At 47.7% G+C, this 14,594-nt stretch carries 17 protein-coding genes; 6 read left to right on the top strand and 11 right to left on the bottom strand.

All coding sequences use genetic code 11. The annotated features are described in order from the left end of the window. Positions 1-168: 168 nt before the first annotated feature. On the top strand, positions 169-912 hold the full coding sequence (locus tag K9W43_12915) for an alpha/beta hydrolase (GenBank protein MCF2138125.1): 744 nt from the start codon (positions 169-171) through the stop codon (positions 910-912). Here K9W43_12915 and K9W43_12910 read toward each other — a convergent pair. Further along, positions 906-1,421, bottom strand: a complete 516-nt coding sequence (locus K9W43_12910) for a nuclear transport factor 2 family protein (GenBank protein ID MCF2138124.1) — start codon at positions 1,419-1,421, stop codon at positions 906-908. The genes K9W43_12915 and K9W43_12910 overlap by 7 nt on opposite strands. 37 nt (positions 1,422-1,458) lie before the next feature. On the opposite strand from K9W43_12910, the gene K9W43_12905 reads away from it, so the two are divergent. Then, the gene (locus tag K9W43_12905; protein MCF2138123.1) at positions 1,459-1,881 is read left to right on the top strand and encodes a hypothetical protein; all 423 of its coding nucleotides are present in this window, start codon (positions 1,459-1,461) and stop codon (positions 1,879-1,881) included. Between the two features lie 37 nt (positions 1,882-1,918). On the opposite strand, the gene K9W43_12900 is transcribed toward K9W43_12905, so the two are convergent. From K9W43_12900 to K9W43_12885, 4 genes are read right to left on the bottom strand one after another with little or no spacing between them, the layout of a single operon-like run. Beyond that, positions 1,919-2,440 (bottom strand): GTP-binding protein, encoded by a 522-nt coding sequence (locus tag K9W43_12900; protein MCF2138122.1) that lies wholly within the window; start codon positions 2,438-2,440, stop codon positions 1,919-1,921. A gap of 3 nt (positions 2,441-2,443) precedes the next feature. After that, positions 2,444-3,832, bottom strand: a complete 1,389-nt coding sequence (locus K9W43_12895) for a hypothetical protein (protein ID MCF2138121.1) — start codon at positions 3,830-3,832, stop codon at positions 2,444-2,446. Positions 3,833-3,842: 10 nt separating this feature from the next. Then, on the bottom strand, positions 3,843-4,268 hold the full coding sequence (locus tag K9W43_12890) for a hypothetical protein (GenBank protein ID MCF2138120.1): 426 nt from the start codon (positions 4,266-4,268) through the stop codon (positions 3,843-3,845). Beyond that, positions 4,250-4,516 carry a hypothetical protein gene (locus K9W43_12885; protein MCF2138119.1) on the bottom strand — a complete coding sequence of 89 codons (267 nt, stop codon included), beginning with the start codon at positions 4,514-4,516 and terminating at the stop codon, positions 4,250-4,252. The genes K9W43_12890 and K9W43_12885 overlap by 19 nt, the downstream gene beginning before the upstream one ends. Before the next feature lie 181 nt (positions 4,517-4,697). Here K9W43_12885 and K9W43_12880 point away from each other — a divergent pair, with 181 nt between their 5' ends. The 3 genes from K9W43_12880 to K9W43_12870 all read left to right on the top strand — a co-directional run bounded on the left by K9W43_12880 (position 4,698) and on the right by K9W43_12870 (position 7,117). Continuing rightward, complete coding sequence (locus K9W43_12880) at positions 4,698-6,152, top strand: CoA-acylating methylmalonate-semialdehyde dehydrogenase (protein MCF2138118.1); 1,455 nt, start codon at positions 4,698-4,700, stop codon at positions 6,150-6,152. 12 nt (positions 6,153-6,164) lie between these two features. Continuing rightward, positions 6,165-6,590, top strand: a complete 426-nt coding sequence (locus K9W43_12875; GenBank protein ID MCF2138117.1) for a hypothetical protein — start codon at positions 6,165-6,167, stop codon at positions 6,588-6,590. 98 nt (positions 6,591-6,688) lie between these two features. Beyond that, complete coding sequence (locus K9W43_12870; GenBank protein ID MCF2138116.1) at positions 6,689-7,117, top strand: SCP2 sterol-binding domain-containing protein; 429 nt, start codon at positions 6,689-6,691, stop codon at positions 7,115-7,117. On the opposite strand, the gene K9W43_12865 is transcribed toward K9W43_12870, so the two are convergent. From K9W43_12865 to K9W43_12840, 6 genes are all read right to left on the bottom strand, one after another. Further along, complete coding sequence (locus K9W43_12865; GenBank protein MCF2138115.1) at positions 7,104-7,712, bottom strand: MFS transporter; 609 nt, start codon at positions 7,710-7,712, stop codon at positions 7,104-7,106. The two genes, K9W43_12870 and K9W43_12865, sit on opposite strands and share 14 nt — an antisense overlap. 15 nt (positions 7,713-7,727) lie before the next feature. Beyond that, entirely contained in the window at positions 7,728-8,315 is a 588-nt protein-coding gene (locus K9W43_12860; protein MCF2138114.1) for a hypothetical protein, read from the bottom strand. Between the two features lie 19 nt (positions 8,316-8,334). Next, a complete protein-coding gene (locus K9W43_12855; protein MCF2138113.1) occupies positions 8,335-9,585 on the bottom strand; it encodes a (Fe-S)-binding protein in 1,251 nt (416 codons plus the stop codon). Beyond that, a complete protein-coding gene (locus K9W43_12850) occupies positions 9,586-11,259 on the bottom strand; it encodes an FAD-binding oxidoreductase (protein MCF2138112.1) in 1,674 nt (557 codons plus the stop codon). Between the two features lie 13 nt (positions 11,260-11,272). Then, complete coding sequence (locus K9W43_12845) at positions 11,273-11,791, bottom strand: hypothetical protein (protein MCF2138111.1); 519 nt, start codon at positions 11,789-11,791, stop codon at positions 11,273-11,275. A 107-nt stretch (positions 11,792-11,898) separates the two neighbouring features. Next, positions 11,899-13,107 carry an arginase family protein gene (locus K9W43_12840; protein ID MCF2138110.1) on the bottom strand — a complete coding sequence of 403 codons (1,209 nt, stop codon included), beginning with the start codon at positions 13,105-13,107 and terminating at the stop codon, positions 11,899-11,901. A gap of 76 nt (positions 13,108-13,183) precedes the next feature. Here K9W43_12840 and K9W43_12835 point away from each other — a divergent pair, with 76 nt between their 5' ends. Next, positions 13,184-14,515, top strand: a complete 1,332-nt coding sequence (locus K9W43_12835) for an MFS transporter (GenBank protein MCF2138109.1) — start codon at positions 13,184-13,186, stop codon at positions 14,513-14,515. The last annotated feature ends 79 nt before the right edge of the window (positions 14,516-14,594 follow it).

Raw genomic sequence — 14,594 nt, 5'->3', positions numbered from 1 at the left:
AATATGGATTTAAGTTTAGCTTATATGCAACGGTAAGTGTCAAAATGGAAAACGGGGATTGTATTATTACAGCCAGATCGTACAAACCGATACAAAGCATAGACCACAACCGACTATGAACCGACTGGCACGATGCCTATTTATAGAACTGGAGAGTGTGAACACGAAATGACCGTTCACTATGAAGAATCCGGAAAGGGAAAGCATCCAACAATAGTCATGGTTCATGGTGCAGGTGGTTCCTCAGTAACGTGGTTTATGCAGCTCCGAGGTCTCGGAAGGGAAGTCCACGTAAAGGCATTGGACTTGAATGGCCATGGAGCGACTCCGGACAGAAATGAAAAAGATATCTTTCGATCATACCTCAACGACATCGATACCGTCGTAGAAGAGTCGGATCGCCCAGTACTCATGGGTCATTCGATGGGTGGGGCACTATCTCTTCTCTATGCTCTTGAAAATCCGGATAAGATGGCAGGTCTCATTCTTGTTGGCACGGGAGCTCGGTTGAGAGTCGCAGACTTCATCTTCGATCTGCTGGACAATGATTTTGAGGGGTATGTCAATGCAGTAGGGCAGTACATGTTTGCAGGATCCACATCCAAACAGCTTATAGAGGCGTCACAACAGGAGGTCCGTAAATGCCCTGTAGAGATCATCCACCGGGATTTTGACGCATGTAATAGATTTGATGTCATGAAACGATTGGCGGAGATCAAAGTACCAACACTCATTATTGTGGGAGAAGATGACATGATGACCCCCGTCAAGTACGCTGCCTACCTCCACGAACACATACCACATTCTGAGTTCGTTGTTATCAAAGATGCAGGACACAGTGTCATGCTTGAGCGCCCCGCTGAGATGAATCGCGCAATCATTGATTGGATAAGGAAGAACGTCGTTCAGTGAAGGATGTGCAGATGCCCACGATACTCGTTGAGCGCCTCGACCAGTCGTGTACGATCGAAGTAGACCTCATTACGTGAAATCTTACCATCCTTAAGCTCGATGAGGTCCATTCCAGTCTCGTCGATGATCCTTGTACCGATTGGGATTGTGCACGCCCATTTTATGACCATGCCACGCTCAGTAGGAAAGACTTCGATCGGTCGCCAGACCCAATCACGATACACATCAAGAAGCTTGACAAAATATTCACGAATCGCATCTTTGCCCTTGAGACCGTCCCTATTCGCAGGGTCGATATATACTGCATCGTCGGTGTAAAAATTGAGCAGGGTCTCAGGTTGATTTCCAGTCCATGCGTCCAGCCATTCTCTACAGAACTCGAACAGTTCAGCCTTATCCAAGTCATGTATGCCTCCACTATACGTGATGCAGACCTCGCCACGAACAACATACAACATAAATCTAATGGAAAAACTTGGAATAACAAGTGAGGACAGACTAAAATTCATTAAAAGGTGTTACAATAGTAGTCAAATAGTGACACCAATGGAAATCGAACAGATACATTCATGGCTAAAACTCATGCAGCTCCCCTTCACCTACGATGAGAACACACTCACGTTCAAGACAGAGTACAATATCGAGGGCAAGAATGTGCCAATCTCGATCATCCCCCACAAGCCGGATTGGATCAAGGTCAAGGTACAGGTCATGGCACTCGACAAGGTACCTGAAGAAAAGAAGCTCGATATACTCAAGGCATTGCTGATCCAGAATTATATGTTGGACGATGTGACATTCAGCATGGACGAGAGTTGCATCATCTATTCCGAGAACGATATTCCGCGTAGCTCCAATCTTGAGAATTTCCATTCAGAGTTGACCGCGGTTGTACTTGGTACATTGACCTTTGTCAAAAACATAGCCCCCAAGTTTGGAATAGATGAAGCGGATATGCTTCTCACATAGATCAAAATCGAACACAGCAGAAGCGAGCGTTGCTGAATCATTTGAGATATTTTTCGCTGAGCCTTTGGGCAACATGATTGAACATCTCATGTATGCCCGCACCAGTCTTCGCAGAAACCTCCATACAAGAAGTTCCATACCGATCAGCGAAGGCCTGCCCTTCGTCAAGAGATACTCCTGAACCGGGCTCGCGCTCATCTATTTTATTCCCAACAATCAATAGTTCACTCTCAGGCGCTACGCTCTTGACGCGATCGATCCAGTCCACCAGTCGTTCCAGAGTATAGTTGCGGGTGGCATCATATACCGCAATGGCAAACTTTGATCCCTTGAAATAGTCGGTCACGACTTCACGGAAACGGGGTTGCCCGCCCAAGTCCCATAACATGAGCGTGACCCCGCGACCCTCAAGGTCAATCTGTTTTGTGGCAAAGTTGACACCAATGGTCATCTTCATGCTCTCATCAAACCGATCCTCCGTGTACTTGATCACGATGCTAGTCTTGCCGACACCACCTTCCCCGATCAATACGACCTTGAAGACTTTAGATCGCATCATCTATCATTGCACTCCCCCTTTTGATAGCCATCTATCAAGGCGACCTGTGAGACCTACCCATGCCAGCAACATTCCTATCAGTTCGATATAGCAGAATGGCAGCTGGCTCACCCGACCACCAGTATTTGCTATGGTTATGAGTATGAGAGCGATCGATAATGACAATGGGCGCAATCGGTTAGGCCGATTTGCTCGTTTCATACGTAACCAAAGGTAGAAGTACAGAACAATCGGCACCATCAGGTTAATAGAATTGACGACCATCAACATGGGGCGATACATAGCGATAGTGTGGACATCCTGCGGATACCAGCTGATGAGAAAGATGACTGCCGGAATGGCAATAAGTGCAGGTAGAAGCATTGTTCGTTTCCAATCAAGTGCAATAAAGACACTCAAGCTCATGAACATGGTGCCAATGACTCCAAGGGTGACAGGAGCATAAAGGTAAAAGGGATCTGTCATCACGTTCAGGTCCCGCATTGCAATCATAATGAACCCGAGAGCCGAGATATTGAAGAAGAGAGAGAGAGTCAGAGTTGCAGATGCTTTACTCTCTCGCCAACGAGCATAAGTATAAGCACCCGTTCCAAAGCTGACAAAGCCAACAAGGCCAATTGCAACTACTCGAAGAACCTGGTCAATCCCAGTGATACCCATTGTGATCATGAAGGTCATCCAGAGACCAGTAAAGGCGTATGATGCAGCATAGAGAATTAATTCTCCAGTCACTTTTCGCTGAGAGCTATAGAATGCAATGCTCGCAAATGGAGGCCCGAACAGACGTAAGAAGATCACAATCATGATGGGGAGGCCTTCAGGCACATAGAAGAACATCGTGAAGGTTGGAACCATTAATGAGAGATATGCGATTGAGATGCTAGTAGCAGTCTTTGTCTGTTTGGCGATATACATCCACATCACTAAAGGTATGATGAATAGAATACGTGCGGGATAGCTGGCAACAAATTCTGTCACCGCGAAACTCAAACCTATGGATGGACCGATAATCAACACAACAAGTTCAATCAACAATAATGGGATCAAGATGTAAATAGACTTCATTTTTTCGAGGATCATAGATGATGCATATGACATAGTGAATGCGCCAAGCGATAGAAAGACGTAGAACAAGACCGTGAAAATCCAGAGCTGCAGAGGATCGGCCACACCATAGACTTCTCGTGCATATGCGCCACCAAATGTCATCAATGAGGCAATACCCAGAAGAAATATTCCGCCTCCAGTAAGAAAGAGCGGCTTTCCAGTACTCTGCTCTTCCGGTGGAAGATCCTTAATTTTCTGTTTTGTGTAGACGTACATAATAACAGCAGCAATAAGTTCCATTATACCCATCCAGAATTCGGATGCTTCACCTGATGTGTAACTCATAATTATCCCCTCATAAACTCAGAATTTTCTTGGCCCATTTTTCAGCTTTTTTCATCCCCGGTCCCATAGACTCAGCTGAGTCTTTAAGCTTCTGAATCAGAGTATCAGTTACTCCAGATCCAATCATATCAGCAAATAACTTCGAAAGCTGTTCTGCATTTTTGAGTGCGGATCCGTCATCGCTTGAATGAACAGTGACCAAGTAGTATGTGTCATGTCGATGAACAACGACCTTGTAGGTGTCCATCTGAATCGTCTTGATTTTTTGCCCACTCACACTTGAGGAGAACATATCAAGTGCGGGAACTATCCCACCAAAGAGCGCATCATTGACATCAAACTTTTCAAGCTTGATTGTTGCTATTGTTTCTCCAGCATCTGAAACAATGTATATTCCAAGTACCACAAGTTCCACCTCTAGAATGAGTCCATCCAATCAATTGCTTTGTCGACGGAACTCTCTTCACTGTCGCTATCAGAGTCGGCACTGACTGCAGCTTCTGTATCACGAATTGTGAAATTACGATCAACAAAGAGGACCACGGCATGACCATTCTCACACTTTCCGAGAACCATAACCGGAACACGTGTAGCGTTGAGAATGGTCTCTTCTTCCACTGTTATCCCTTCGACTTTTCCCTTGCACACAGGACAGGGTACTGTGTTCAATGTTCGTGTGGTCATACGCTTGTGTCCCCTTCATTAACGTGCTGATTTATCGCCATGAGCCTGTGTAAGCAATTCACAGGAGCGGTATAAAAACGTAATCCACCCGAATTGCCAGTCATGTTCAAGCCCCATAACGAGCCAAGAACAGTCCGTAAAGATAAATGAATGTGTGATTGCTATCAATGATGTGTTTGAAATGAGTCGGGAGAGAGTCAAGAACTACATTAATGGCCAGTGGATGGATTCCAAGGCCACAGAAACACAGAAAGTCATCAATCCAGCAACTGGAGAGATCATCGCTGAGACCCCCATGTCAACAGTGGAGGAAACCACTGCTGCCATTGAGACTGCCAAAAAGGCATTCCCTAGATGGAGAGCAACTCCACCGCTCACCAGAGTGAGGTATCTCTATCGATTCCGAGACTTGCTTGAAGATCACTTTGATGAGCTGTCCGAGATCATAGTCAAAGAACAGGGCAAATGCATTGATGAGGCTAGAGGAGAATATCGCAGGACAATAGAGAACGTCGAATGTGCAGCGGGAATCATGACACTACAGATGGGCTATAATTCAGAGGATATCGCACGGGGCATTGATGAGATGGTGATCAGGCAGCCACTAGGTGTGTTCTTCTGCGTGGCTCCATTCAATTTTCCTGCAATGGTACCAGCATGGTTTTGGCCCTATGCAATTGCGACAGGCAACACCTACATCGTCAAACCATCACCACAGGTACCTCTGAGCCAAGTACGACAGTTCGAGTTGCTCCATGAGGTCGGGCTCCCAAAAGGAGTCATCAATATGATTCACGGAGGGGCTGATGTCGTAAACACACTAATCGAGAGCCCAGACACTGTTGGCATCTCATTTGTTGGATCATCCCGAGTTGGCAAATTACTCTACAAAAAAGCAGGAGAGTGTGGAAAACGGGCTCAGATTCAAGGCGGCGCAAAGAACTACATCACAGTCATGCCCGACGCAGACCTTGATAGAACAGTACCCGCACTTATGACTTCATTCTTTGGTTGTACTGGGCAACGGTGCCTGAGTGGAGCAGTGTTAGTTGCCGTCGGTGATGTGTATGAACCACTTGTCGAGAGAATAGTAGAGGCTGCAAAGGAGATGGTAATCGGGTATGGTCTCACGGAAGGGGTTCAGATGGGACCCATGGCCTCGAAGTCAGGCCTCGAACGAGTACTACACTACATTGATCTTGGAATCAAGGAAGGGGCAAACTTGCTCCTTGACGGACGAGGACTGAAGATCAACGAATATCCAGAAGGCTACTTCATAGGACCAACAATATTTACCGAGGTCACACCAGAGATGACAATAGCACGCGAGGAGATCTTTGGTCCGGTCATGTCGATCATCCATGTCGATAATCTTGATGAGGCCATCGATATCGTGAACTCGAGCAGATACGGCAATGCTTCATCGATCTTCACATCAAGTGGAAAAGCAGCTCGAGACTACCAGTACCGTGTCTTTGCGGGAAATATTGGGATTAATGTGGGGATCGCAGCACCAATAGCCGCATTTCCCTTCTCGGGAATGAAGGACTCATTTATAGGAGATCTTCACGGACAAGGCAAGGATGGGGTCATGTTCTTCACTGAGAACAAGGTAGTCATCACCAGATGGTTTTAGGAGTGTTAACCTATGAAACTCGGAACCATTGGCTCTGTCTTGAAATTCGCAATTCGGTTCGAGAGCACACTTCAGAAGATAGTAGAGCAAATTCATTATCAAGTGACGACGGAAAAGGAGAAGACCATATTCAAAGAACTAAGAACCTTTCACGTACGAAGAGTAGATCGACTCAAACGTCTGCAACGAGAGAATACTACCGAGATGATTCTCGAACCGATTGTTGGACTCTCCAGCGATCAGTATGAGATCAGCGAAACCATAGAAGAGAAGGGCACCACTCATCTAATCTCATTGCTACAAGAGGCTGAGAAAAGTGCCCACTCATTCTATAAAGAGGCAACAATGAAGGTCGAGTTCCTACCAGAAATAGCAGATGTCTTTGAGGAGTTCAAACAGGAGTTTGACGAGTTTGTTGTGCCGCATCTATCCAAGTGACCAGTGTATTTTTATCAGTAAGTCGTGTATGATGTAACAGACGCAATCTGCGCCAAAAAAAAAAAACCCATGCAAGTAATGCAAGAGAGCGGAACCCTATGGCGGATACAAGTCCAGAAACTTTCTTTGAGAAGGCCCTTCCAAAACTATTCAGACCTAAGAAGGCCAAGAAATGGAACAGGACCATCCAATATCACATCACCGATGCAGGAGATTGGTATATCATCGTTGAAGACCAGCAGATCGCTGTTCACAAGGGGAACATTGAAAATCCTCAGATGGTTGTTGAAGGGCCCTGGGAAGTAATCAAGGGCGTCTACACTGGGGAATACTTTGCTCCGAAGGAACTCTCAAAAGGAACCTTCAAAATCGAAGGACCAATGATGGATCATATCAAGTGGTCAAAGATTGTCAGCAAATGGGTCATCCTTGATGATATATCAGACGATGAAAAAGAAGAAGAAGCAGCTGAGACCACAGAGGCCCCAGCCGCAGAAGAGTCTGAGAAACAGGTTAAGACCCGCTAGTGGTCTCAGGTACGAAGATCGAACATATGCCCATAAAGAGCAACATGAACGATGCTCCGAGCCAACCCCAGTAAAACAACGAGGGGTCAATGAAAAACAGGATCCCTTGTATTATTGGGGTGATCACACCGTATACAGCAGATACGAGCAATGTTGCATGCATCTGTGATGCGATACGATGAGGCGGAGCCAACTCGCCAAGGATGAAGGTCCATGGACAGAGGCAGAGACAGACAAAGAATATCGTCGAGATCATAAGCAGACCCGAAACCATCTTATTCGCTTGCAGGACTGGTAAGAAGCCCAACAGGCTGGTCAATGCCGCTAAGAAGCCACCAGCGATCATCAGAGGACGACGCTTTTTCAATCGTCGCGCCAGATAGTATCCAATGACAAAGCCCAAGGACACTGATACAAGGTCGATTGCTCCGATCATATACATGATCGTGGGAGGTGACACGGGGTCGATTCCGGCCTCGATCGCCTTGTACGTTGGCAACCAGCTCACAGTTGTGATGTATGCAAAGAACACTCCAAGGATCGTTCCCATCAGGTAGGTCTCTCGGAGCCTAAAGACGCTTATTTCTTCACTCATCTTTAGAACCTCCAATTAGTCTAACGGGGACTCCTTCCCCAGAACTACCCACAGTATGGCAGCAACGATACCGATGACTCCCCAGAATGCACGTGCCAAACGCCAGCGCGCACCAACCGCGAAGTACAAGAGCCCGGAATAGTAGCTTGCGGAGAATGCGCCCCAGACAAGCCCCGTCATCACAGATAACGTTCCGGCCACATTGCTGTTATTCGACATTCCAAAGAAACTCATGACTATCAGGTTATTGAAGAGGAAGATAATTCCGAAACCAGTAGCCACGAGAAATCGGGCAATCAGCATGGTCCAATAGTCGGGGCAGAAAGCCTGAAGGGTGCCAAAGACACCGATTAGACCAATACCCACACTCAGACCAAACTTTGCACCTCGCTCCTTCAGCGGCTCCTTGATCAATCGAGTGAAGCCTGCCAGTGGAAGAAGCATGACCGAGATCAGTCCTCCAAACATGATATAGTTGAAAGACATCTCGGACATCATGCGAGTGGCAAAGACCGCACAACTCGACCAGATACCGCCGACGCTGACCGATGCAAGTACGATAATACTGACCACCACGTAGCCGTATCGGTTTTTCTCGCTCAAGAGATATCAACTCCGGGGCTCACTCAAGGGCTTGATCCACCAGCTGGACAATGTCAAATACATCCATATCGTGGTCGGTCTTGTCCATGGTATCATCGAAGTTGTGAGCACAGAATGGACATGCCGAAACAATTGCACTTGCACCAGTGCCCTCTGCCTCGATGATCCGTTCTTCCGCGCTCCACTGTGCAAAGTCTGGGAATGCGGCCTTCACGCCACCACCAGCGCCACAACACCATGCGGACGCACGATTACGTTCCATCTCAATGACTTCAACACCAGGAATTGCAGCCAAGACCTCACGAGGCGGCTCGTAGACCTTTGCATGTCGGCCAAGATGACAGGGATCGTGATACGTGACTTTCAGATCCACTTTCTTCTTCATCTTCAACGACTTGTCTTTGACCTTCTCGGCTAAGAACTCGGTGATGTGTATGACTTCAAAGGGCAGTTCCCCGAAGAACTCGGGATAGTCCTTTTTCAGAGTCCGGAAGCACCCCGCGCAGGAAGTCACAACTCTCTTGATCCCGGCGTCCTTTATCGCTTGGATATTATGCTCGGCAACGTGACGGAATTCTTCACGCTTCCCAACACGCAGGGCGGGAGAACCGCAACACCACTCATTTTCACCCAATATCTGAAACTCTGTCCCAGTCTTGGTGAGAATTCTAGCCGTTGCCTCTGCAATCTCCGGTTGGCGATAGGCAGCCGTGCAGCCCACAAAGTAGGCGGTCTCAGCAGTATCAGAGACCTTAGCATCAGAGGGCAACCACGCGAACCGTTTCGAATGGTCCTCGCCATACGGATTGTGGACCTTCTCAATTCGATTCACAAAGTCAACCAATGGCTTAGGAATAAATCCGCGCTCGGCCAACTCGGCACGCATCAGTTCGATGAGGCGGACCGTATTGAACTTCTCACCACTCCAGACAAGACTGTTACAGATCTCTGCACAGTTACCACAGGTGGTGCATCGGTACACTACGTCAGCCAAGTCCTGCGTCCAATCAATTACCTGTTCATGGAGCAGACGCAAGAGAGTCATCTTACCACCACCCGCGTATGCAGTGTATCGGTAATGCCAGTAAGATGGACACGCTTGGAGAATCGGACTGTCATAGGTGTAATGAGTCGCACAGGTGCCACAATGCATACACCCGTATGTAAAGGCATACGCGAGTTTCATTGTCTTTGCCAATTCCGGAACCTTGTACCTATCAGCATAGGGCAGATCTTCAAGGTACTCGTCATCATGATTCGTGGTCGTCATCTAATTAACTCCTCCTCCAATCTCAAGCTCTTCAGGAGTCAGTCCTCCCTTCTTGAGCAGATATTCACGAACACCATACGTGATGTACGGGTTCAACACATCATTAGGATCAAGCGCCTTCTTGAGCTTCAACCAAGTGATCGCACTGGAAGGTTCCAAAGCAGCAGCCACAACTGCAAGTTCCATGGAGATAGGCCAGCCAGTTCCTTGGTAGCCGTATTCCGCGATCATGTGAGGCATATGCACTGCACTGATCTCCTGACTTGCCTCGCGCCGGATCTCAAGCATCTCTTCAGGATCATCGCTGTAGTCCTCGAACCATGAGAGGCAACGAATGAACCAGCGACGCCCGTTATCATAGGGCCACGAGAGATAACCGCTCGCTCCAGCCCATTGCGGATGTTCGTCCTCGACACCCTGAAGAGCATCGACAAGATATTTCTCCAGACGCTTCGCTCTGGTCGGTCCCTGTATGATCGAATAGAAGGGAATCGTGGTCCCCTGCACATTCACATACGGTTCGAGGAAGACCGGCATGTCCTTGATCCACCACACTTGGATGTGCTCCCAGAACCAAGGCCATTTCTCTTGGATCTCCTCATCGGGAATTCGCCAGCCACCGTGGTCCTTTGCCATCTTATCAAGGACGGCCTCACGATTTGCAACATCCTCTTCAATACCTTCCAGCAGGACACAACAGAAATTGTACGGGGTCCCCTCAGGAGGTGACTTCAAAGGATTGGTCTTTGACCCGACCTCTGCGATCCGGCCCGTGTATTTCGCCTTGTGTTTCTTGACCAGAGGCCAACTCCAGAGGAAGGCGATAATATCCTGGACAAGCCAATTCCGCACCGCCATCATGGCGAAGTCAACATAATCATCGTACTTGTTGAAGCCGTAGGTCACGACCTTCTTGGCATCGAGCTCGGGAAAGATCCTGACTGATGCACGAGTGAGAATTCCCATTGTGCCCGCACTGCGCCTAAAGAGGCCCAGATAGCTAGGTCCGGCAGGGGATCCAAGAATGTTCTGGGTCCAGTCCGGAATCGTATCCGACCCCATCACAAGGAGCCGTCCATCCCCAAGCACAACCTGAGCACTGAGCATGAGGAATGGATAGAGGTGCGGCCGATGAAGACCATGGATCCCAAGCAGATTAGCGATCACACATGTCTGTGGGGGAAATGTCCCATGCGGAAAGCTGTATCCGTGTTTCTTTAGCTCGCTACAGAACTGGAGATAGGTGACTCCAGGTTCCACCACCGCATAATCAGCATCCTTGTTGATCTCAATGATTCGGTTCATCCGGGTCGTGTCCAGTAGGATCCCACCCAGATTAGCGATCGTAATACTGAAGCCGGTTCCGCCACCCTGCACCGTGACAGGTACCCCGTATTTGTTTGCGATACGGATCACAGCCTGTACATCTTCCGTACAAGTGGGTTGCACAACCAGATCCGGTAGCGAGTGATATGTTGTTGCCATGATGTTCTTCGAATGTACTGCGCGTACTGCTTCGTTCGTGCTGACCAGTTCATCGCCTATCTCGCGTCGTATCTCCTCTACAACCTTGTCAAGAGGGAATTTTCGACGCTGGCGATCATGATGGACCGCCAATGCAAAGAGCATTGCATCTGAAATCTTCTGTTCAATAGCTTGTTTGTCAAAAGTCAAATCTTCAACCTCCCTAAAACATCCCCAGTTTTCGATAGAAATGAAGCAACCCGGTCTCATAGACCTCTATTGCATCCACTATCGTTTCCCAGACGAGACTCTTGTCATCGGTCGGATATCTCCGACATTCGAGAAGATTTGCGCCTGCCTCAATGTAGTCATCCGCCTCGGCAATGTATTCAACAGAACCAAGTGTCATCGAGCATTGAGCCAATGGCGTTCCATCTTCACTGATGACGAACTGTCTTCCAGTCTTTTTCAGTAGCACTGTCTTATCTGCACCCAACTCTGGCTCCCGCAGGGTCACTCTAATGCAAGCGTCCGGCTCGAGAAATCGAAAAGCAGGATAAGCAGGTCCATCCTCCTCAAAGATCTTCTGTAACCATGAAATATATCGGTCAAGAAGAACTCCTGCCAGTTTTGATTTTTCTTTGCCATGGCCTTTTATTGCACTAACAAGTTCACCACGCCGTTCAGCCAATTCTTCAAAGTTGAGACTTTCAATGGTTTCGGCTATCTCTTTTACCTCCATATCTGAGCCTCCTGAATTAATAAGTTGCAGTTGCAAAAAGAGATAATAAGTCTGTCCGAAAATTATTATTAGTGCTAAATATAACTATATATTTATTAGACTGATTTTTATCGAAAACCCGATAACAATTCGGACAAGAACTCGACAAGGACGTTAGAAGTCTGATCCTCAAGTTGTGGAGAGAGGGTTCGATCTATAAGCATGACATCCATCTCCATGGCGTCAATGCCTGCAAGTTTAATATTATTTTTCGACACCCAGTCACACAGTTCACGTGCAATCTCTATCAGCTCGCTGAGACCGAGACCCTTCATAGGAATCTCTGGCCTACCGAAATGAATGAGCCGTGTTGCATTGATCGCGTTGAGAACACCCACATCCGAATCAAGAGAGAGATAAAGATGCGAGCCGTTCACGTCACCAAGCACCTTTGCCAAGTCCTTCCTCCAAGACGGACCATTAAACTTTGAGCGATGAATTATCTTCAGGCCTCGTTCCACTAATGAGTCGTATAATTCCACGTACTCCTGAACTCGCGGGTCCTCGACCAGTCTAAGTCGTTTGGTGGGGTATGCTACTGGTCCGATGAGGATCGTGTTCTCAGGTAGTACAATATTGCGTTCAAAGAGATAGTAGAGAAAACTTCCAGCCTCATAGCGATCAGGCCGAGGGCCCTCTAACCAGATCATACCTCGTCGTTCAACATCCCATTGGGACAGACCTACACTCACATGCGTAGGACGAATATCTGCATGATAATCAAGAACGACAAGCACCAGGTCTTCAGAACCGTATCTCTCAGACAGTGCTTGAATAGGTGCCCCCGAGACCGAGTGATCCACACCCAGCATGAGAGGAATGGCATGTTCGGGAAGCTCTGTGATGGATCCAAGACTGGTCTCAGTCACTGCTTCTAATCGCTCAGGTCGAAGAAGAGTATCGTATGTCTGCTTGGTATAGTCTTCAGGTCCACCTGAATCATTGTAGGCCTGATAGCTCGTCATGGAGACCATCATGAGATTCATGGGATCCGCTTTGGGAACGGGCCGCAACCAGTCATCAATTGAAACCTTACCAGCAGGTGCCACATCCACAGACTTCAACCCGCTCTGCAAGGCTGAGAGAAGAGCATCAAATGGATCTGCATGTTCTGACAGAGGGGGCCTACCAGCAAGGCGTGATACAAGATCGTCACGTTTCCGATCGACATACGGTTCGCATTCCAGCGAGTCTAACAAGGACCCATAGACAACAAGTGACGGTCTCATTCCTGCACCACCAAGTGCTTCATTAGAGGGGGGCATAAGGATTTCCATTTTTGACAACCAACAACTGTTATAAATATGCAAGCAATAGGAAAGAGCTTGTTCCCGACAATGAGGTCGAGTAAATATGTCAACGGAACAGGTTGAAAACATTCCGACCGACCGAAAAGAACGGTTTGCATGGTATTTGTTTGACTTTGCGAATACGAGTTTCACGGTCTTAATAGTCACGGCATTGTTCCCGCGTTTCTTCTCAGCTCTTGTGACAACTGCCACAGGTAATCCTAATCTGGGAGATGCGTATTGGGGGTTCGCCGGATCGATAACGATGATCATCATTGCAATCACGGCTCCAGTCCTCGGAGCTATTGCAGATTTTTCCGGCTCGAAGAAGAAGTTCCTATCGTTCTATACGGGGCTCTGCATCACATTCAATGCGCTTCTCTTCTTTTTGAACGATAGCATTCCACAATTCTTAGGAATCGACATGTGGGTCTGGGCATTCATTCTCTTTGTCGTAGCCAACATCGGATTCCAAGGAGCACTGCCGTTCTACAATGCATGGCTTCCCGAGATAAGCACAGAGGAGAACATCGGAAAGATTGGTGGAAATGGCTATGCTGCTGGTTATGTTGGCGCAATGCTGACGATCATCATCGCAATCGCTAGCATTATCATATTCCCAACGCAACCTACACTTCCATTTCTGTTCAGTGCACTGTTCTTCCTGCTCTTTGCAATTCCCAGCATCATGTGGTTAAAGAATCGACCACCAAAAGTTCATCCTGAAGAAGAGGGGATCAGCATCTACAAGATCGGTTTTGTTCGGGTCAAACGCACACTCAAGGAGATCAACAAATATCAGGGTCTTCCACTATTCCTTGTAGCATTCTTCCTGTTGAGCGACGCTATCACAACGGTGATCTACTACGCCTCGCTCTTCGCAGAGAAGGCCTATGGCTTTAGCAATACTGACATACTCATCTTTTTTGCAGTGACCCAGCTTGCTGCTATTCCAGGTGCATTCATCTTTGGTGTAATTGCAGACAAGATAGGTACGAAGAAGACATTGATGAGCACACTGTTCATCTGGATTGCGGCCCTGCTGATGGCATATCTTGGAACTGAGATATGGGTATGGTGGACCGTGGGAATGATGGCTGGTGTAGGCATGGGATCCAGCCAGAGCACCGCACGGAGTATGTACGGGCAGTTCATACCCGAAGAAAAGAAGAGTGAGATGTTTGGCTTCTATGCGCTCACGGGCAAGTTTGCCGCCATTCTTGGCCCCTTTGTCTATGGCTCGGTCCTGCTGATCATGGGCGGCTCTGACAGCGTTATTGCCCACAAGACAGCCATGCTCACGATCCTCGTCTTCTTTGTGATAGCACTTCTCATCCTGACCAAGGTGCGCCAGCCAAAGATGGGAGAGAGTAAGGTCTCAACTGAAGAGCAATAAGGACACACATAGAAGCACACTCCCATGTGAATCCTCACATGGGTTCCTATCTTTTTTTAAAAAAAATCGGAGAATATAG

It is taken from the genome of Candidatus Thorarchaeota archaeon (assembly GCA_021498125.1).
Lineage (GTDB): Archaea > Asgardarchaeota > Thorarchaeia > Thorarchaeales > Thorarchaeaceae > B65-G9.
Note: the sequence above shows the minus strand (reverse complement) of the source record. Positions and strands in the feature narration are given on the sequence as shown.

What these genes read in the sequence shown, in the direction of transcription:
- K9W43_12915 (MCF2138125.1), top strand. Translation starts at nt 169, where the DNA reads ATGACCGTTCACTATGAAGAATCCGGAAAGGGAAAGCATCCAACAATA.
- K9W43_12910 (MCF2138124.1), bottom strand. Translation starts at nt 1,421, where the DNA reads ATGAATTTTAGTCTGTCCTCACTTGTTATTCCAAGTTTTTCCATTAGA.
- K9W43_12905 (MCF2138123.1), top strand. Translation starts at nt 1,459, where the DNA reads ATGGAAATCGAACAGATACATTCATGGCTAAAACTCATGCAGCTCCCC.
- K9W43_12900 (MCF2138122.1), bottom strand. Translation starts at nt 2,440, where the DNA reads ATGATGCGATCTAAAGTCTTCAAGGTCGTATTGATCGGGGAAGGTGGT.
- K9W43_12895 (MCF2138121.1), bottom strand. Translation starts at nt 3,832, where the DNA reads ATGAGTTACACATCAGGTGAAGCATCCGAATTCTGGATGGGTATAATG.
- K9W43_12885 (MCF2138119.1), bottom strand. Translation starts at nt 4,516, where the DNA reads ATGACCACACGAACATTGAACACAGTACCCTGTCCTGTGTGCAAGGGA.
- K9W43_12880 (MCF2138118.1), top strand. Translation starts at nt 4,698, where the DNA reads ATGAGTCGGGAGAGAGTCAAGAACTACATTAATGGCCAGTGGATGGAT.
- K9W43_12875 (MCF2138117.1), top strand. Translation starts at nt 6,165, where the DNA reads ATGAAACTCGGAACCATTGGCTCTGTCTTGAAATTCGCAATTCGGTTC.
- K9W43_12870 (MCF2138116.1), top strand. Translation starts at nt 6,689, where the DNA reads ATGGCGGATACAAGTCCAGAAACTTTCTTTGAGAAGGCCCTTCCAAAA.
- K9W43_12865 (MCF2138115.1), bottom strand. Translation starts at nt 7,712, where the DNA reads ATGAGTGAAGAAATAAGCGTCTTTAGGCTCCGAGAGACCTACCTGATG.
- K9W43_12855 (MCF2138113.1), bottom strand. Translation starts at nt 9,585, where the DNA reads ATGACGACCACGAATCATGATGACGAGTACCTTGAAGATCTGCCCTAT.
- K9W43_12845 (MCF2138111.1), bottom strand. Translation starts at nt 11,791, where the DNA reads ATGGAGGTAAAAGAGATAGCCGAAACCATTGAAAGTCTCAACTTTGAA.
- K9W43_12840 (MCF2138110.1), bottom strand. Translation starts at nt 13,107, where the DNA reads ATGGAAATCCTTATGCCCCCCTCTAATGAAGCACTTGGTGGTGCAGGA.
- K9W43_12835 (MCF2138109.1), top strand. Translation starts at nt 13,184, where the DNA reads ATGTCAACGGAACAGGTTGAAAACATTCCGACCGACCGAAAAGAACGG.